General features: G+C 73.5%; 16 protein-coding genes. 7 read left to right on the top strand and 9 right to left on the bottom strand.

Annotated elements, in window-relative coordinates; translation table 11 throughout:
• The gene (locus GA0070609_RS06950) at window positions 1–996 is read right to left on the bottom strand and encodes an LLM class F420-dependent oxidoreductase (protein WP_088993042.1); all 996 of its coding nucleotides are present in this window, start codon (window positions 994–996) and stop codon (window positions 1–3) included.
• Window positions 997–1,146: 150 nt separating this feature from the next.
• Here GA0070609_RS06950 and GA0070609_RS06945 point away from each other — a divergent pair, with 150 nt between their 5' ends.
• On the top strand, window positions 1,147–2,361 hold the full coding sequence (locus GA0070609_RS06945; protein WP_088993041.1) for a low temperature requirement protein A: 1,215 nt from the start codon (window positions 1,147–1,149) through the stop codon (window positions 2,359–2,361).
• A 28-nt stretch (window positions 2,362–2,389) separates the two neighbouring features.
• On the opposite strand, the gene GA0070609_RS06940 is transcribed toward GA0070609_RS06945, so the two are convergent.
• From GA0070609_RS06940 to GA0070609_RS06925, 4 genes are all read right to left on the bottom strand, one after another.
• Entirely contained in the window at window positions 2,390–2,680 is a 291-nt protein-coding gene (locus GA0070609_RS06940) for a DUF4287 domain-containing protein (RefSeq protein ID WP_088993040.1), read from the bottom strand.
• Window positions 2,681–2,683: 3 nt separating this feature from the next.
• Window positions 2,684–3,229: a dihydrofolate reductase family protein gene (locus GA0070609_RS06935; protein ID WP_088993039.1), complete on the bottom strand. Its 546-nt coding sequence runs from the start codon at window positions 3,227–3,229 to the stop codon at window positions 2,684–2,686.
• Between the two features lie 144 nt (window positions 3,230–3,373).
• On the bottom strand, window positions 3,374–4,042 hold the full coding sequence (locus GA0070609_RS06930) for a response regulator (RefSeq protein ID WP_088993038.1): 669 nt from the start codon (window positions 4,040–4,042) through the stop codon (window positions 3,374–3,376).
• Window positions 4,039–5,208, bottom strand: a complete 1,170-nt coding sequence (locus tag GA0070609_RS06925) for a sensor histidine kinase (RefSeq protein WP_197700220.1) — start codon at window positions 5,206–5,208, stop codon at window positions 4,039–4,041. Before GA0070609_RS06925 ends, GA0070609_RS06930 begins: the two co-directional genes overlap by 4 nt.
• A gap of 143 nt (window positions 5,209–5,351) precedes the next feature.
• Between GA0070609_RS06925 and GA0070609_RS06920 the strand changes: the two genes are divergently transcribed.
• On the top strand, window positions 5,352–6,347 hold the full coding sequence (locus GA0070609_RS06920; protein ID WP_197700219.1) for a hypothetical protein: 996 nt from the start codon (window positions 5,352–5,354) through the stop codon (window positions 6,345–6,347).
• A gap of 55 nt (window positions 6,348–6,402) precedes the next feature.
• On the top strand, window positions 6,403–7,266 hold the full coding sequence (locus GA0070609_RS06915; RefSeq protein WP_088993037.1) for a DUF1028 domain-containing protein: 864 nt from the start codon (window positions 6,403–6,405) through the stop codon (window positions 7,264–7,266).
• Window positions 7,267–7,326: 60 nt separating this feature from the next.
• Here the strand turns inward: GA0070609_RS06915 and map are convergent, their stop codons facing one another.
• Window positions 7,327–8,145, bottom strand: a complete 819-nt coding sequence (gene map, locus GA0070609_RS06910) for a type I methionyl aminopeptidase (protein WP_088993036.1) — start codon at window positions 8,143–8,145, stop codon at window positions 7,327–7,329.
• A gap of 88 nt (window positions 8,146–8,233) precedes the next feature.
• Here map and GA0070609_RS06905 point away from each other — a divergent pair, with 88 nt between their 5' ends.
• Window positions 8,234–8,500: a helix-turn-helix domain-containing protein gene (locus GA0070609_RS06905; RefSeq protein ID WP_088993035.1), complete on the top strand. Its 267-nt coding sequence runs from the start codon at window positions 8,234–8,236 to the stop codon at window positions 8,498–8,500.
• 82 nt (window positions 8,501–8,582) lie between these two features.
• On the opposite strand, the gene GA0070609_RS06900 is transcribed toward GA0070609_RS06905, so the two are convergent.
• The gene (locus GA0070609_RS06900) at window positions 8,583–9,251 is read right to left on the bottom strand and encodes a maleylpyruvate isomerase N-terminal domain-containing protein (protein WP_088993034.1); all 669 of its coding nucleotides are present in this window, start codon (window positions 9,249–9,251) and stop codon (window positions 8,583–8,585) included.
• A 129-nt stretch (window positions 9,252–9,380) separates the two neighbouring features.
• Here GA0070609_RS06900 and GA0070609_RS06895 point away from each other — a divergent pair, with 129 nt between their 5' ends.
• The gene (locus GA0070609_RS06895; RefSeq protein ID WP_088993033.1) at window positions 9,381–9,833 is read left to right on the top strand and encodes a YbhB/YbcL family Raf kinase inhibitor-like protein; all 453 of its coding nucleotides are present in this window, start codon (window positions 9,381–9,383) and stop codon (window positions 9,831–9,833) included.
• Window positions 9,834–9,839: 6 nt separating this feature from the next.
• Here GA0070609_RS06895 and GA0070609_RS06890 read toward each other — a convergent pair whose 3' ends face one another.
• Complete coding sequence (locus GA0070609_RS06890) at window positions 9,840–10,727, bottom strand: phosphatase PAP2 family protein (protein WP_088993032.1); 888 nt, start codon at window positions 10,725–10,727, stop codon at window positions 9,840–9,842.
• Window positions 10,728–10,887: 160 nt separating this feature from the next.
• Between GA0070609_RS06890 and GA0070609_RS06885 the strand changes: the two genes are divergently transcribed.
• Window positions 10,888–11,580 (top strand): DUF3159 domain-containing protein, encoded by a 693-nt coding sequence (locus GA0070609_RS06885; RefSeq protein WP_088997545.1) that lies wholly within the window; start codon window positions 10,888–10,890, stop codon window positions 11,578–11,580.
• 284 nt (window positions 11,581–11,864) lie between these two features.
• On the opposite strand, the gene GA0070609_RS06880 is transcribed toward GA0070609_RS06885, so the two are convergent.
• The gene (locus GA0070609_RS06880; RefSeq protein WP_172899481.1) at window positions 11,865–14,756 is read right to left on the bottom strand and encodes a glycoside hydrolase family 48 protein; all 2,892 of its coding nucleotides are present in this window, start codon (window positions 14,754–14,756) and stop codon (window positions 11,865–11,867) included.
• A gap of 959 nt (window positions 14,757–15,715) precedes the next feature.
• Here GA0070609_RS06880 and GA0070609_RS06875 point away from each other — a divergent pair.
• A complete protein-coding gene (locus tag GA0070609_RS06875; protein WP_088993030.1) occupies window positions 15,716–17,212 on the top strand; it encodes a GH1 family beta-glucosidase in 1,497 nt (498 codons plus the stop codon).
• Window positions 17,213–17,300 lie beyond the last annotated feature (88 nt).

Genomic DNA, 17,300 nt, shown 5'->3' with positions numbered 1-17,300 from the left:
TCAGCTCTCCCACCCGCCGTGCGCCGCGACCCGGGCGGGGCCGAGCCGGCCGATGAGATCGGCCAGCGCCGCGGCGCCGCCGGCGGCCAGTTCGGGGGTGGGCAGCAGCGCCAGCACCGGCACGTCCACCCCGGCGTCGGCGTAGCGGGCGACCTGGTCCCGGCACCGCTCGGGGGAGCCGTGCAGCACCAGCGCGTCCACCACCTCGTCGGGCACCGCGGCGCCGGCGCCGCGCCGGTCACCGGCCGCCCAGGCCCGCCACATCGGCCCGAACACCTCCTCCCGGCCCAGCCAGCGGTGGAACTCGGCGTACGCCGGGACGGTGAGGTAGCTGGTGATCAGCCGGCGGCCCAGGGCGCGGGCGTGCGCGGCGTCCTCGGTGGGGCAGACGAAGATCCGGGCGACCACCTCGAACCCCGGCCGCCGCTGCCCGGTGGCGCCGAGCGCCCGCGGCACGTCGTCGGCGGCCAGCCAGTTGAGGATGACGCCGTCGGCCTCGGCCGCGGCCAGCCGCAGCATGCCGGGGCGCAGCGCGGCGAGCAGCACCGGCGGCGGCGTAGCGGGCGGCCGCTCCAGGGTGAACCGACGCACGGTGAAGGTGTCGTACGCCCCGTCCACCGTCTCGCCGGCCAGCGCGGCGCGCAGGAAGCGCAGCACGTCCCGGGTGCGGCGGAACGGCTCGGTGTACGGGACGGCGTTCCAGTCGCCCACCACCACCGGTGAGGAGGCGCCGATGCCGAGGGCGAACCGGCCGGGCGCGGCGTCGGCGAGGGCGGCGGCACTCATCGCCAGCAACCCGGGCCCCCGGGTGAAGGCGGGGGTGATCGCGGTGCCCAGGCGCAGCCGGGGCTGCCAGGCGGCGGCGAGCGCCAGCGGGGTGAACGCGTCGGCCCCGTTCACCTCCGCGGACCAGACGTCGGTGAACCCGGCCCGGTCGAGGGCGGCGTAGACCGCCGCGTGGTCGGCCAGCGGGATCCCACCGAGCGGCACCGTCATTCCCCATCGCTTCGTCACCGGTCGATCGTGCCCGCTCGGCGCGACCCGGATCAAGATTCCGCCCGCCGGTTTCCCGGTTGCCGGACGGGCGGGCGGGTGCCGGTGCTACGACTGCGGGATGGGCGTGTGTGACGGCGGGGCGGGCTGACCATGGCCGCCCAGGGCGGTGGACGGTTGCTGCCCTCGCCCGGCGCCGCCGGTCGGGCGACCTTCCTCGAGCTCTTCTTCGACCTGGTCTACGTCTTCGCGCTGACCCGGATCTCGGCCCGGGCGTTCGAGGACTTGGCGCTGGAGCCGGGCGGCGCGCAGGGCTGGGACGCGGTCACCGGGGGCGCCAAGACGCTGCTGCTGCTCCTGGCGCTGTGGTGGGTGTGGCAGGGCACCGCGTGGACGACCAGCCGGTACGACCCCCACCACTTCTGGTTGCAGTGCATCGTCATCACCGCCCTGGTGGCCAGCATGGTGATGGGGGTGGCGATCCCGCGGGCGTTCTCCGACACCGCGCTGATGTTCGCCGTGGCGTACGTGGTCGCGCAGGTCTCCCGTCCGCTGATCCTGGTGCTCGCGTTGGGCCGGCACCCGTACCGCCGGTTGAAGGTGCGGATGGCGGTGGTGTTCGCCGCGACCGGGACGCTCTGGATCGTCGGGGCGCTGCTGCCGACCAACCCGCAGGCGCTGCTCTGGACCACCGCGCTCGCGGTCGAGTACCTTGCCGGCCGGTTCGGGTGGCCGGTGCCGGGGCTGGGCCGCTCCACCGTCTCCAAGTGGGACATCGGCGGCGAGCACCTGGCCGAGCGGTACCAGCAGTTCTTCCTCATCGCGCTCGGCGAGACGATCCTGGTGGCGGGCTTCGCCTACAGCCCCGGCCCGTACTACGGCACGCGCATGGTGGCCTTCGGGGTGGCGCTGGCCACCTCGATCGTGCTCTGGCGGATCTACGTGCAGCGCGCCGGGCAGATCCTCGGCCACGCGGTCGCCCAGGCCCGGCAGCCGGCCGCGATCGGCCGGTCCGCGGCGGACACCCACCTGGTGATGGTGATCGGGCTGACCGCCACGGCGATCGGCTACGAACTGGTCATCGAACATCCCCTGGACCGCCCGGAGGTGGCCTGGCTGGCGATGGTGCTCGGCGGGCCGGTGCTCTTCCTCGCCGGCCGGGCCCGGTTCGAGTACGAGGTCTTCGGCCGGGTGTCGCCGTCCCGGTGGGTCGTGGCCCTCGTCCTGCTGGGGTCGATCCCGGTCCTGCTACACGCCGCGTCGCTGGTGGCCTCGGGGGTGGCCGCCGTGCTGCTGGCGACGGTCGCGGTGGCCGACGCCCGCCGGGCACGGGGCGGCCCACCGGAGGCGGCCGCCCCGCCGTTCTGAGCCTGCGGCACCGCAACTGACGTCGGTGTCAGGTCGGGCGGCTGGCCTTGCCGTCGAGCCACAGGGTGTCGGTGGCGTCGCGGTGTACACCGGTCGAGCCGACGTGCTTCGTACTGATCGTCGGCCCCTTCTTGATCACGTGGACCAGGGCCATCGCGTGCCCACGCCCGAGGCCGTACTCGCTCTTCAGCCAGTCGACGATCACGCCGGACTTCACGTCGGCCGCGTCGAAGTTGCGCTGCTTGGCTTCGTCGACGAGGGCACGGGGGGTCTTGCCGGTCTTGTCCTCGATGGCATCGAGGTACGCCTGGAACGACATTGGTCAGCCTCCGATCCGGTAGTGCAGGTGCACGACGCCGCTGTCGAACGTCGTGGAGTCCTCGAGGTTCATGGCGACGCGCTTGCCGTCCGCCGGGAACAGCCGGGTTCCGCCGCCGAGCACGACGGGGAACGTCATCAGGTGCAGGTGGTCGATCAACCCGGCCTCGAACAGGGTCTGGACGACCGAGACGCTGCCGGAGATGTTGATGTTGCGGCCGGGGGCGGCCTTGAGTTCGGTGATCCGCCGCACGAGGTCGCCGTCGAGCAGTTCGCTGTTGGTCCAGTCGGCCACGGTCAGCGTCGTGGAGGCCACCAGCTTGCGGATGCCGTTGAGGGCGTCGGCCATCGGGCCGGTCTGGGTTGCCCAGTACCCGGCGAACTCCTGGTAGGTGCGGCGGCCCAGCAGCAGGGTGTCGGCGTCGGCGATCATCGCGCCGATCGCCGCCGTGGCCTGTTCGGTCATGTGCTGGAACGTCCACTGCTCGGGTGCGCTCACCACGCCGTCGGCCGAGATGAACAGGCCAGCCACGATCTTCCGGTACGTCACGTCGTCGTCCTTTGCGCTGTGCGGGGGTACGACAACAACCTTGCGTGACCGCGGGATGACGATCAACGACGGTTCCGGCAACCATCGTTGCGCCAGAGACAACGATCGGCGCACGGGCCGGGCCGGGCCGGGCCGGGCCGGGGATCAGTCGAGCAGGCCGGCCTGGTGCGCCAGGATGGCCGCCTGCACCCGGTTGGCGAGGCCCAGCTTCGCGAGGATCCGGCTGACGTGGGTCTTCGCCGTCGCCTCGCTCATGTAGAGCGTGGCGGCGATCTCGGTGTTCGACAGACCGCCGCCGACAGCGACCAGCACCTCGCGTTCCTTCCCCGTGAGGACGGCGAGCCGCCGCTCGGCGTCGCGGTGCCGGTCCGGGGTCGGCTCGGCGAACGTCCGGAGCAGCCGGCGGGTGACGCGCGGGGAGATCATCGCGTCGCCCCGCGCCGCGCTGCGCACCGCGGCGAGCATGTCGTCGGCCGACGCGTCCTTCAGCAGGAACCCGACGGCGCCGTTGCGGAGCGCGGTGTGCACGTACTCGTCGAGGTCGAAGGTGGTGAGCACGACCACGTACGGCGGCGGGTCGAGCCGTGCCATCCGCTCGGTCGCCGCCAGCCCGTCGCCCCGCGGCATCCGGATGTCCATGAGGACGACGTCGGGCCGGAGCGTCCGGGCGAGGTCGACGGCCTGGACGCCGTCGGACGCCTCCCCCGTCACCGTGATGTCCGGCGCCGCCTCCATGATGGTGCGCAGCATCGAACGCACCATCCACTCGTCGTCGACGATCAGGGCCTTGATCGGGCCGGCTGGAGAGGTCATCGGTCCTCCCACCGGAAGATCGGCACCTCGGCGGTCACCTCGAAGCCGCCGTCGGCGGTGGGGCCCGCGGTGAACTCGCCGCCGACCAGCCGCACCCGCTCCGCGAGCCCGAGCAGCCCGTGGCCGCCGGCCGGCAGCGACGCATCGGTGACCGGCCGCCCCCGGCCGTTGCTGACCGACAGCCGCAGCAGGTGCGGGGTCTGCTGGACCCGCACCCGGGTCGGTGCCCCCGGTGCGTGCTTGTGCACGTTGGTCAGCGCCTCCTGGACGAACCGGTAGGCCGTGTGCTCCACGAGCAGCGGGGGCCGTTCCCCCGCCGGGCTCGCCACGTCGAGGGTGACAGGGATGCCAACCTGTCGGGACTCCTCGATCAGGCCGTCCAGCTCGGCGAGCCCCGGGTGCGGAGCGAGCGGGGCGTCGTCGTCGTTGCGCAGGACCGCCACCAGGGAGCGGAGTTCGGCCAGTGCCTCGCGGCCGGTCGCTCCGAGCTGTTTTCCGATGGCGACCGCTTCCTCGCCCTTGGCCACCTCCAGGGCGGTGGCCTGCAGCACCATCAAGGAGACCCGGTGCGTGACCAGGTCGTGCATGTCACGGGCGATCTGGGCCCGTTCGTCGCTGCGGGCCCGGGCGACGCGCTGCTGCTGCTCACGTTCGATGCGTTCCGCCCGCTCCCGGATGCGTTCCACCAGTTCGTGCCGGGTGCCGACGTACATGCCCAGCAGCGCCGGCGCGACACACACCGCCATGCTGATCGGGACCGCGCCGTCGGCTCCGGCGAACCACCAGAGCGGGACGCCCACCAGGACGGCGGACGCCAGCGTACCGGCGGTGACCTTGGGCCAGGCGGTGGTGCGCTCGGCCAGCGTGTACAGCGCGACCGCGACGGCCGCATGCGCCGGCACGAGGGCGTTGGCCAGCAGCGCCCCCGCCAGCACGATCACCGGAAGCCGGCGCCGCCACCTGGTCAGCAGCCCGACTCCGACGGCGAGCGGAAGGCCGAGCCACAGCGGCGGGACGCCGTCGTCGAGCCCGGCGAGCGTCGGCCCGAAGAAGTCGGTGCCGAACTCGCCGGTCGCCGTGAGCACCGCGACGACGAGCGCCACCGCCGTGTCGGTCACCGGGCGGCGGGACCACGGCGTCGCCGGGTGCGGGTCGTGCGCGGTCATCGTGCTCCCAGGCTAGGCACTCGCGGTGGTGTTCGCGTCAGCAGAAAGTTGTACGCGACCCCGGTAATTCACAGCCGATCCAACGATCCGCGCTCCCGGATCGGCCGACGCCCTGGCCCGGTGCGACCGGCGACGCTGGTCGCATGCTCATCCGCGAACGGCTCGGCCGATCGGTCGGCCCCAGAAACCTGCAGGTCGCCTTCGGGGTCTTCGCCCTCGTCGCGGGGGCCTTGATCACGCTGCGGCAGGACGCCCACCATCCCCTGTTCCAGACCGCCGGCACGGTGGGGTACGCGGCCGCCGCGGTGCTCTCCTTCGGCAGCTGGTTCGCGCTCGGCCGCGCGGCGAGCGCCGCACCCGCCCGGCGGATCCTGATCGTCTTCCACCTGCTCTTCCTTCCCGCGCAGTTCCTCTTCCTGCTCGCCCACCAGGTGCCGTGGCTCGGCATGCTGTTGTCGACGATGATCGCGGTCGGGCTGAAGCCGCGCTTCCCGCGGCTCGGACGGGTGGCCCGCAAGGTGTGGCTGACCCTGCACATCGGCATCGGCGTCGGCTGGCTGGGCGTCTCCCTGGCGATGCTCGTGCTGTCGATCGTGGGGGTGACCACGGACCGGCACGAGGTGCGGCACGGGGCCTACGTGCTGATGGACACCTTCAACATCGCGCTGGCGATCCCGAGCGTCTTCCTGGCGATCATCACCGGTGTGGTGGTGTCGCTCGGCACGCCCTGGGGGCTGATCAAGCACCGCTGGGTACTCGCCAAGCTGATCATCGCGCTCAGCCTGCCGGTCCTCGCCACCTTCGAGGGCCCGTGGATCGACGAACTCATGGCGCGCAGCGAGGACCCGGCCGCCGAGCCGGGCGGAACCGGGATCCTGCTGGTCGGCGCCATGGCGCTGTTCCTCGCCCTGCTCTGGACCGCGACGGTCCTCTCCGTCTTCAAGCCCGGCGGCAGGACGCGCTGGGGGCGCCGGGAGAACGCCCGAGGGCGGCCGGTGGAGACCGCGATGACGGTAGGTACCGGCCAGCCGGTCACCGACAGCAGCGGAGCGGGGCCTCGGGGCGCCCGACGTGGCCCGGCCGCCGGCCGGCCGGCCGCACGCGCACACCTCGCCCGCGGCGGCGGCCCGCCGTTCTGAGCGGGCATCCAGCGGCGCCGATGCATACCCGGCCGGGGGCGCTAATCTCCAACGCGTGACCTTCTCCATCGTCGCCCGCTCCGCCGACGGCCGCCTGCACGGCGTCGCCGTGGCCAGCAGGTTCCTCGCCGCCGGGGCGCTCGTCCCGGCCGCCGAGGCCGAGGTCGGCGCGCTCGCCACCCAGGCCCACGTGAACCTCGCCTACCGCCCGCAGGGGCTGACCATGCTGCGCACCGGCGTGGCCGCCGCCGACGTGGTGGCCGGGCTGGTCGCCGCCGACCCGGACCGGGACCACCGGCAGCTCGGCGTGGTCGCCGCCACCGGGCCGGGGGCGACCTTCACCGGGCCGATGTGCCACGACTGGGCCGGCGGGCAGGCCGGCGACGGTTGGGCGGCACAGGGCAACATCCTGGCCGGCCCGCAGGTGATCGATGCGATGCGGGACGCCTGGCTGGGCGGCGGCGCCCTGCCGTTCCCGGAGCGCCTGCTGGCCGCGCTGCGCGCCGGTGACCAGGCCGGCGGTGACCGGCGCGGGCGGCAGAGCGCCGGGCTGCTGGTGGTCGAGCGCGGCGGCGGGTACGGCGGCACCGGTGACGCGCTGGTCGACCTGCGGGTCGACGACCACGCCGACCCGGTGACCGAGCTGGGCCGGCTGCTCGCCGTGCACACCCTGCTGTTCAGCCGGCCGGACCCGGCGACCCTGCTGGAGCTGACCGGTGCGGTCGCCGCGGAGGTCGCCGGGCTGTTGGCCGCGCTGGGTCACCCGGTCGACCCGGCCGACCCGCAGGAGGCGCTCTTCTCCTGGGCGGGGATGGAGAACCTGGAGGAGCGGCTGGTGCCCGGGCGGATCGACCCGGTGGTGCTCGACCACCTGCGCAAGGCGGTGCCGCAGGTGCCCGCGCCCCGGGCCGGCAGCTGAGGTCGACCGGTCCGGATCGTTTTCGGAACGCCCTGAGTCCCGCCCGGGGCGGGCGGTGGGTCAGGAGGCTGTGGCGGACTTCCTGGTGGGATCGGCCGAGGCGGCGCCGGCGGTGGGCCGGCGGGTCAGGACCTGAGGGCCGGAAGCCGTGATGGCGACCGTGTGCTCGGAGTGGGCGGTACGGGAGCCGTCGGCGGAGCGGATCGTCCAGCCGTCCCTGTCGAACGTGATCTTGTCTGTGGAGCGGCAGAACCACGGCTCGATGGCGATGGTGAGGCCGGGCTGGAGTTTCAGGCCGCGCCGGGCGCGGCCGTTGTTGGCCACGTGCGGGGCCTCGTGCATGGTGCGGCCGATGCCGTGACCGCCGAACTCGGCGTTGACGCGGTAGCCGTAGGAGTGGGCGACCTCGCCGATCGCGGCGGAGATGTCGCCGAGGCGGCCGCCGGGTTGGGCGGCGGCGATGCCGGCCTCCAGCGCGACCTCGGTGGCCTCGATCAACTTCTCATCGGCTGGGTCGGCGATGCCGACGATGACGGAGATCGCGGAGTCGGCGGCCCAGCCGTCGATGCTGGCCGCCATGTCGATGCTGAGCAGGTCACCGTCGCGCAGCACGTAGTCGTGCGGCAGGCCGTGCAGCACCGCGTCGTTGACCGACAGGCACAGCACGTTGCGGAAGGGGCCACGGCCGAACGACGGGGCGTAGTCCCAGTAGCAGGATTCGGCGCCGCGTTCGCGGATCCGGCGGCGGGCGTAGTGTTCGAGGTCCATCAGGTTGACGCCGACGGCGGCAACCTCGCTCAGCTCGGCGAGCAGCTCGCCGACGAACTCGCCGGTCACCGCCATCCGGCCGATCTCCTCGGCGGACTTGAGCTCGATCACGACAGCTTCCCTCCCACGGTCGGTATTTTTATACCGGGATTTTCATACCACGCCGGGGCGGGACGCTCCGGAGGGATATCCTGCTGGCATGGTTCGCCAACCACTCACCGCCGAACAGATCGCAGCGGGCCAGCGCCTCGGAGCCGCCCTCCGCACCGCACGCGCCGGCCGCAGCCTCGTCGAGGTGGCCCTGGCAGCCGGCATCTCCCCCGAGACGCTGCGCAAGATCGAGGCGGGTCGTCTTCCCGCACCGGCGTTCGGCACGGTGGTCTGCCTCAGCCAGGCCCTCGACGTCCCGCTCAGCGACCTGGCCGACGTCTGGCTGGCCGACATGGCCGTCCGCCAGGCGTCCTAGGGACCAGCCGCCCTGGTACTCCGGGAAGATCCGGTTCCGGGCGGGCTTGCCGGACGTGACAGCTGGCCCCGGGCGGCGGTGGTCAGCCGGCGAAGGAGAGCCAGCGGAAGCCGGCGGCGTCGACGGCCGCCCGCTCGGCGTCGGTGAGGTCGGCCCGGCCGGTCGCCTTGCGGATCAGGGTCAGCCGGTCCCAACCCAGCTCCGCCGGGGCCGGGTGGCCGCCGGTGAGCAGGTCGGCGACGACCTCCGCCGCCGCCGGGGTGAGCCACGGCCGCCGGTCCAGTGCCGCCGCCAGGTCCAGGCCGTGCACGGCGACCTCCACCACCCGGGTACGCAGGAACTCGCCGAGCGCCATCGCGTCGCCGTGCCGGGTGCGTACCACCCGGCCGGGCGGCTGGGCGTCGACCGCGTCGAGGGTGGCCCGCCAGGCCCGGTCGAAGTCCGCGACCAGCGCCGCCCCGTCGAGTTCCCGGGCCTCCCGCCGGCCGGCGTCGATCCGGTCGGCGTCCACCGCCGGGGCGAACTTGGCGGCCCCGAAGTAGCCGGCCGCGTCCACCTCGGCGCGGGCCGGGGCCGGCGCGGCGAGCATGTCCACCAGCCGCCCGGCGCCGGTACGCACGTGCGCGAGCAACTCCCGCACGGTCCACGGCGCGCAGCCGGTGGGCCGGTCGAAGTCCGCCTCGTCGAGGTCGCGCAGCACCTCGCCCAGCCGGGCGCACTCGTCCCGGAATCCCGTTCGTACCGCTCGCACCGGTCCTCCCCCTCCGCCGGCCGTACCCTCTCACACCGTCCGCGGCCGTTGCCGGACCGGGCGGCGCGGGTCGTTTCGGCGCCCGCCGGGCGGGTACGCGCGACCGGGCCGACGAGAGGAGCGTCAGGGATGGCCGGGATCATGCTGCGCAGCACCGCGTTCAACGACCACGACCGGCTGCCGGACCGCGTCGCCCGCGACGGCGGCAACGTCTCGCCACCGCTGGAGTGGTCGCAGGTGCCGGATTCCGCGGTCGAGCTGGTCCTGTTCGTGGAGGACCCGGACGCCGGGAAGACGCCGTTCCTGCACTGGCTGGTCACCGGGATCTCGCGGAACTCGGACGGAACGCCCGAGGGCGGCGTGCCGCTCGGCGGCCGGGAGTGGCCCAACGGCTTCGGCGAGATGGGCTGGGGCGGGCCGCAGCCGCCCCGGGGCGACGACCCGCACCGCTACTTCTTCCGGCTCTACGCGCTGCAGCGCCCGCTGGAACTGCCCGACGCGCCGCAGGTGCCCGACGTGTACCGGGCGCTCACCGACAAGGAGTTCGCCAGCGGCACGATGGTCGGCACGTACGCCCGCTGAGCGCCGTCAGCCCGGGCGGCGCGGCACCAGCCGGTGCACGGCGGTGAGCACCAGCGCCATCACCAGGCCCATCGTCCCGGCGATGCCGGCGGCGCTGCCGGCGTAGCCGACGAACAGCGGTCGCCGGGACAGCTCGGTGGGCGGGGTGCCGCGCAGGTCGACCAGCCAGGACAGGGCGAGCGCGCAGCCGATCACCGCGAGCGCGCCGCCGACGCCGAGCACCGCCGCGGCCACCCGGTGCGCGTCGGCGGAGGACACCTGGGCCTGGTCGCGTTGCAGGGCCAGGAGCAGCAGCCCGGCCAGTGCCGCCCAGACGCCGACCACGAGGAACGCGGCCACCGCGTCGCTGGGCCGGTGCCAGCCGGCGGAGAGGGTGGCCACCCCGGCGACCGCGGCGTAACCGGCGCCGAGGAGGGCACCGAGCGCCCGGACCTTGCGGGGTAGCACCAGCACCAGCGCCACCGCCACCGACGCGGCGACCGTGGCGTGGCCGCTGGGCAGGCTGTTGCCGGCGTACGCCCGCTGCGGGTCGATGCCGAAGTCGGGCCGGTCCAGTCCGTACTTGAGCAGTTGGGTGCTGACGTTGGCGCCGACGACCAGCAGGGTGGCCGTGACGGCCAGGGCGATCCGCCCCCGGATCAGCGCGATGAAGCCGATCACCGCGGTGGTCGCCACCAGGGACACCACCGACATGGCGTTGAGCAACCGGTCCACCGGCTCGTCGATGCGGTCCTGGCCGATCCGGTTGCCGGTCAGCGCGACCGTGTCCACCCACTGGCCGAGGCCGGTGTGCATGGCGACCCGCCACACGACGACCAGGGCCGCCGCCTGAACGATGGCCAGTACGACCAACCAGACCGCCGTCCAACGCCTTGCCGTCGCGTGCACCCGCACACGGTAGCCGGATCGGCGGGCCGGTCCGGCGACGGCCCGCGTGCTGACACTGCGTCGATTCACCACATCCGACCGGGTACCCGATAACGCGTCTCGAGTACCGCATTAGGTTTGTGCCGACGGTAGGAGGTGACGGGTGACCGGCGGACCGGAGCGGAACCTGCCGCCCACCGAGCGGTCGGACGGGGCTGGGGCGGGTCGCCCGGAGTCGCTCGCCGACCTGCTCGGCGGCCGACGGGGCGCGGTCGACGCCACCTTGCCGCCGGTCGCGTTCGCCGCCGGCTGGCTGCTCGGCGGGCACTCGCTCTGGGCCGGGATCGGGGCGGCCGTGGTCGCCGGCACGGTGGTGGCCGGTTGGCGGCTGCGCCGCGGCGACCGGCCGAGGTCGGTGCTGATCGGGTTGCTCGCCGTCTGCGTGGCCGCGCTGATCGCCCTGCGGACCGGGCGGGCCGAGGACTTCTTCCTGTTGCAGCTGCTCTCGAACGCGGCGAGCGCGCTGGCCTGGATGGTGAGCATCGCGGTGCGCTGGCCGCTGCTCGGGGTGGTGGTCGGGGTGGCCCTGCGCCAGCGCAGCCGGTGGCGACGGGATCCGGCGCTGCTGCGGGCGTACGGGCGGGGCAGCTGGGTCTGGGCGGCGAGCTACGTGCTGCGGGTGGCGGTGTTCCTGCCGCTCTACCTGGCCGGGCAGGTGCTCGCGTTGACGGTGGCCCGGGTGGCGCTGAGCTGGCCGCTGGTGGCCGCCGCGCTGGCGGTGAGCTGGGTGGTGGTGCGCCGGTCGCTGCCGGCGGGGCATCCGGGGCTGCGGCATCCGGTGGACCGGGCCGGTGCGGTGGCGGCGGCGCCGGAAAAGTGATGGAGAGGCCGCCACGGGGGGAGCGGCCTCTCCGGTGACGTACGTTACTCCGTCGCGGTCCCGCGCGTGATCCCGTGACGGCCTCTTTTTTCGGGCTTTTTCGAGGCGCGGGTTGTCCGGGCGGTGGGGTGGGCCGACCGACCCGCTGCGTCGGCCGGATGGCCGGCCCACCCCGGCCTGACCGTGGGCGTCAGGCCGCCTTGCCGACCGGGCGTCCGGGATTCCTCCCGCCGCCCGGTGGGCTCCCGGGTGGACGGGGCGAACCGTCCACCCGGAAGGCCGGTTCAGCCGTTGGGGAACAGGTTGCCGTAGTCCGCGTACGCCATGGCGACGTCGGCCTGCGCCCAGAACCGGTGGTAGTTGAAGGTCGGCTCGGGGCCGCCGTCGAGGTACGCCTGGACCTTCGGCCAGGCCGGGTCGTTCTTGTAGAAGGAACGGATGTCGACGAAGCTCTTGCCCGCGGCGATGGCGTCGCCGTTGGCCATCGTGCCGGTCCAGCCCGGCGGGACGTAGAGCCCCTGGCCGGTGCTGGCGTCGTAGACGTCGTCGAAGCGCCGGTAGTCGCCGCGCTTCTCGGTGGTGGAGACGCCCTGCGCGTCGCTGGCCGCGTGCAGCGCGTCCAGCAGCCCCTTGGCGGTGTCCTTCGCCGCGGTGTTGCCGGAGCGCGCCGCGTACGCGATGAGGGTGCGGGCGTAGGCGGCGGCGACGCCGACGTCCTGGCCGCGGGTGGTGACCTCGACGTGCAGGTTGGTGTTGGGCTGCGGGTTGCTCGGGTTCCAGGTGGTCGGCTGGCCGCTCCAGGTCATGTCCGACGGGATCGACCAGTTGGCGCCGAGCGTGGTGTTGGCGATCGCCCACGGCACCCACTTGTCCAGCAGTGCCTTGGCCCGGGTGTTGCCGGTCTGCAGGTAGAGCTCGGCGATCCGCTGCATCGACCAGGCCTGCATGCCGAACCACTGGTTGGACGGCGGGTCGTTGTAGACCGGGTCGACGTCGTAGAACATGCCGTAGAAGGTGGAGGTGCCGGCCGGCGGCTGGCCGTAGTGCCCGCCCCAACTGTTGGTCGCGCCGCCGGCGATGCCGCCCTCGGCGGACTGGAGCCAGGTGTAGAACTCCAACTGCCGCTCGAAGCTCCTGGTCCAGTCGTCCACCGCGGTGGGCGACTTCGGCTTCAGCTCGGCCACGTTGGTCAGCGCCCAGGCCGCGAACGGGTTCTGGTAGCCGAAGTGGTTGTGGCTGGAGCCGATCCGCCAGGACCAGTTCTGGTTCGTCTCGTACGCGCCGCCCCAGGCGTAGTACCAGGACATCAGGTAGTGCGCGGATTCCCTGCCGGTGCCGGCCGGGCAGGCGCTGGCGCCGACGCAGTTGCCGATCTTCTTGAAGTACTTGTCGAACATCGCGTAGCGCAGGTAGTCACCCATCTTGGCGGCCTTGGCCACGGTGGCCGCCACATCGGCCGCCTTGCCCTGCTCCTTGGCCCAGGTCAGCGCCCAGTAGGCGGCCTGCACCGCACGGGCGTCGGCGTCCGGGGCGTTGGTGTACTTCCACTGCTTCGCCGGCGCGTTGGACTCCTTGACGAACAGGTCCAGGTAGCCGTACTGGCCGCCGTGGGCGAAGGTGTCGCAGGACGGCTGCGGCACGGTCTCCCAGACCGACTCCTGGGTGCCGCGCTGGAAGGTGTTGATGTACGCCGGCCGGGTGGTGCCGTCGCCGCACCGGCCGTAGCCGTAGGTGTTGTCGACGTCGAGCAGCCAGTGCATGCCGTAGATGTCGCCGGTGCCGTAGGTGGACTGCAGCTCGCTGCGCAGCGGGTCCTGGCCGACCGGCACCGACGGCTCCAGCTGGGACGGGTACTGGCTGGGCAGGTCGTGTTCGGCGGCGTACTGCGGGGTGCCGGCGGCACCGGCAGTTGGCTGGTCGGCGTGCGACGGGATGATGTACTTCTCCATTACCGTCCAGGCGTTGTTGAACGGGGCCCAGTTCTGGGTGACCCGACCGTACTGGGCCTCCAGCCACAGCCAGAAGCTGAACGCCTCGGAGGTGGTCTCGTGGCCGTGGTCGGGCGCCTCGACGATCAGCGTCTCGATGGAGTGGTACGGCACGCCCTCCGGGCTGAAGTAGCCGGAGTTCTTGATCTTGCCGTACTGGGTGAGGAACCGCTCGACGTACTCGTTGTCGCCGCCCGGGGTGTCGTTGTCGATCTCGGTGGCGGTGATCGCCAGCGGGGCGTACCCGGTGGCCGAGGCGGTGAGGGTGGCGGTGCCGCCGACGGTGTCGGCGTCCTCCGCCGCGGCGACGGTGACGTTGACCCCGGTGTTCCAGTTGCTCGGGGTGAGCGTCACGGTGGTCGGCGAGACGGTGATGTCCGCGTCCCCGGTGCGGGCGACGGTCACCGGGACGTTGGCCGTCGGGGCCGCGCTGAGCTTGAGGTTGACCGCGGCGCTGGCGCCCTCGGTCACGCTCACCGAGGACGGGGTGGCCACCAGCACCGGCCCGCTGGCCGGGGTCACGGTGAAGGCGCGCTCCGCGGTGGCGGTCAGGTTGGCGTTGTCGTACGCCTTGGCCTGCACGGTGTAGTCGCCGGCCGGCAGGTCCTCCAGGGTGTAGCCGTACGGGGCGGTGGTGTCGGTGTTGACCAGCAGCCCGTTGCGGTAGAACTCGACCTTGCTGATCGTGCCGTCGGGGTCGCTGGCGGTGGCGGTCAGCGGCACGTCGGCCGGCGCCTCGAACGGGCCGGCGGGCACGCTCAGCGCGACGGTCGGGGGTTGCTGCGGGGTGCCGCCGCAGGTGACGCCGTTGACCGAGAACGAGGTCGGCTTCGGGTTGCTGCCGCTGTACGAGCCGTTGAAGCCGATGCTGGTGCTGGCGCCGGTGCCCAGGTTGCCGTTCCACGCCTCGTTGGTGGCGGTGACCTCGTTGCCGGTCTGGCTCCATCGGGCCGACCAGCCCTGGGTGACCCGCTGGTTGCCGGGGAAGGTGAACTTCAGCGTCCAGCCGTTGATCGGATCGCCGAGGTTCCTGATGGTGACGTTGGCGGTGAAGCCGGTGTTCCAGTCGTTGGTCGCGTAGACCACGTCGCAGGCCGGGGCGGCCTGCGCGGCGCCGGCCGGCAGGGTGACCCCGCCGACGGCCAGCGCGGTGACCGCGACCATCGCCAGCCGGCGACGTCGTGCCAGATTTCTCATGTGCGCGGTGTCTCCTCGGACCAGGCCGGGGGCTCGAAACCCCGGCGGGGCACCCGCCCCGACGAGGGGGACACAGGCGCCCGGGATGGTGGTGGCCCCGGCCCGGGCGGGGGTACGGCGGTCGACGCCCGTGACGGGGGCGGCGTTCGCCGGGCTGGCTCGGGTGCCGTGCCGGACCTGCCGGATGCCCTCGGCGACCCGCGCTCTCGCGAGCTGGCTCCGCGACGCGGTCGATCGACAGTGTGCCATGGAAGCGCTCCCACAACAAGCGCGGGCCGCGCCGGGCAGTCAGATGTTTCGATCTCGTTTTGGGGCTTTCACAAAGCCGTGACGGGCGTTACAGTCGCAAGCATCGTCGATGGGAGCGCTTCCATCGATGAAGTTCCACCAACAAGATCGACCTGAGGCGAGTCCGCGGACGGACCTCGGGACCAGCCCGAAGGCTGACGGCGGGCCAGCCCGGACGCCGCCGCCAGCCAACATCCCGCCCAGCGGAGGGAGGTGGATCCTCAAGCCACTCGCGTGGCCCGGCTCCCGCGCGACACGCACGACAGGACGCCGATTCCGCCCGTGCGTGTACAGCAACGGTGGGGACGGGGGTTGCCCTCCCCCGTCCCCACACTAAACCCCCCTTCACGACGGGGAAAGGGGCCGATCGGACCGGCCGCCACGCCGGCACCGCCGCCTCGCCCGTGCCTGCGCCCACCCCGTCTGCTCCCCGCCCGGCGCCCGCCCGGCGCCCCGGCCGGCACGCCACCGCGCGCCCCGGCGCCGCCGCGGCACACCCACCGGTGCCCGCCGCACCTCCCCGCCTTCGCCACCCCGATCGCCGCCGCCGCGGCCCGGGACCCCGTCCCGCCCGGCCGGCGGATGACCGGCTGGTAGCGCCTGACTATGCTGGGAGCGCTCCCGGCACCCGGCGGCGGCCACGCACCATCAGAGGAGAATCCATGTCGACACTCACCCGGCGGCACCTGCTCCGCCGCGCCGCGCTCTCCGCCACCTCCGCCACGGCCGCCGGCACCGGGCTGGGCGCCACCACGACCGCCGCCGTGGTGGGCACCGCCGGCGGCTGCGACGACCCGGACGAGAGCGCCGCCGACCCGGACACCGCCGCCGCACCCGCCGGGCCGCTGCGCTTCCCGCCGGACTTCGGCTGGGGCGCGGCCACCTCCGCGTACCAGATCGAGGGCGCCGCCAAGGAGGACGGCCGCGGCGAGTCGGTGTGGGACACCTTCAGCCGCACCCCCGGCCGGGTCCGCAACGGCGACACCGGCGACGTGGCCGCCGACCACTACCACCGCTGGCGCGACGACCTCGACCTGATGCGCGACCTGGGGCTGCGCAGCTACCGGTTCTCCATCTCCTGGCCGCGCATCCAGGCCGACGGCACCGGCGCGCCGAACCAGCGGGGGCTCGACTTCTACCGGCGCCTGGTCGACGGGCTGCACGAGCGGGGCATCGCGCCGATGGCCACGCTGTTCCACTGGGACCTGCCGCAGGCCCTCCAGGACGCCGGCGGCTGGGAGTCCCGGGACGTCGCCCACCGCTTCGCCGACTACGCCGACGCCGTCTTCCGCGCCCTCGGCGACCGGGTGCCGGTGTGGCTGACCATCAACGAGCCGAAGACCGTGGTGCAGAACGGCTACCTGTCCGGGCACCACGCACCCGGCCGGCAGGACCCCGACGCCGCGTACCTGGTCGCCCACCACCTCCAACTCGCCCACGGGCTCGCCGTCCAGGCGCTGCGGGCCGTCGGCGGCGCCGGGCGGATCGGCCCCGCCTTCAACCTGCACCCCTGCTACCCCGCCGACGACACCCCGGAAGCGGCCGCCGCCACCCGGCTCTACGACGGCTACGAGAACCGGCTCTACCTCGACTCCGTGCTGCGCGGCAGCTACCCGCAGGACGTGCTGGCCGACCTCGGCCCGGACAGCCGGCTGGTCCGCGGCATCCGCGACGGCGACCTGGCCGTCATCTCCGCCCCGGTCGACCTGCTCGCCGTGCAGTACTACACGCCGATCTACGTCACCGCCGGCGGCGGCACCGTGCGCCGGTGGCCCACCTCCGAGGCCGACTGGCAGCAGATCTACCCGGACGGCATGTACGACATCCTGACCCGGGTCACCCGCGACTATGGCCCGATCCCGCTCACCGTCACCGAGAACGGCCTGCCCACCCCGGACGTGCTCGGCGCCGACGGCACCGTCGACGACGCCGGCCGGATCGACTTCCTGCGCGACCACCTGGCCGCCGCGCACCGCGCGATCGGCGCCGGCGTGCCGCTGGAGAGCTTCCACGTCTGGTCGCTGCTGGACAACTTCGAGTGGGCCGAGGGCTACGACCAGCGCTGGGGTCTGATCTACGTGGACTACCCGACCCAGCGCCGGGTGCTCAAGCGCAGCGCCCACTGGTACCGCACGGTGATCGCCCGCAACGGTCTCTGACCGTCGGGAGCCCCCACCGGCCGGGTCGGCGGGGCCGGTGGGAGCCGGGACGCGCGCCGCCGGGGGCCCGAACGGGGGCCGGCGGTGC

The organism is Micromonospora echinaurantiaca, assembly GCF_900090235.1.
Lineage (GTDB): Bacteria > Actinomycetota > Actinomycetes > Mycobacteriales > Micromonosporaceae > Micromonospora > Micromonospora echinaurantiaca.
This window is presented reverse-complemented; position numbering and strand designations above follow the sequence as displayed.

What these genes read in the sequence shown, in the direction of transcription:
- GA0070609_RS06930 (WP_088993038.1), bottom strand. Translation starts at nt 4,042, where the DNA reads ATGACCTCTCCAGCCGGCCCGATCAAGGCCCTGATCGTCGACGACGAG.
- GA0070609_RS06945 (WP_088993041.1), top strand. Translation starts at nt 1,147, where the DNA reads ATGGCCGCCCAGGGCGGTGGACGGTTGCTGCCCTCGCCCGGCGCCGCC.
- GA0070609_RS06905 (WP_088993035.1), top strand. Translation starts at nt 8,234, where the DNA reads ATGGTTCGCCAACCACTCACCGCCGAACAGATCGCAGCGGGCCAGCGC.
- GA0070609_RS06950 (WP_088993042.1), bottom strand. Translation starts at nt 996, where the DNA reads ATGACGGTGCCGCTCGGTGGGATCCCGCTGGCCGACCACGCGGCGGTC.
- GA0070609_RS06875 (WP_088993030.1), top strand. Translation starts at nt 15,716, where the DNA reads ATGTCGACACTCACCCGGCGGCACCTGCTCCGCCGCGCCGCGCTCTCC.
- GA0070609_RS06925 (WP_197700220.1), bottom strand. Translation starts at nt 5,208, where the DNA reads ATGACCGCGCACGACCCGCACCCGGCGACGCCGTGGTCCCGCCGCCCG.
- GA0070609_RS06940 (WP_088993040.1), bottom strand. Translation starts at nt 2,680, where the DNA reads ATGTCGTTCCAGGCGTACCTCGATGCCATCGAGGACAAGACCGGCAAG.
- GA0070609_RS06920 (WP_197700219.1), top strand. Translation starts at nt 5,352, where the DNA reads ATGCTCATCCGCGAACGGCTCGGCCGATCGGTCGGCCCCAGAAACCTG.
- GA0070609_RS06895 (WP_088993033.1), top strand. Translation starts at nt 9,381, where the DNA reads ATGGCCGGGATCATGCTGCGCAGCACCGCGTTCAACGACCACGACCGG.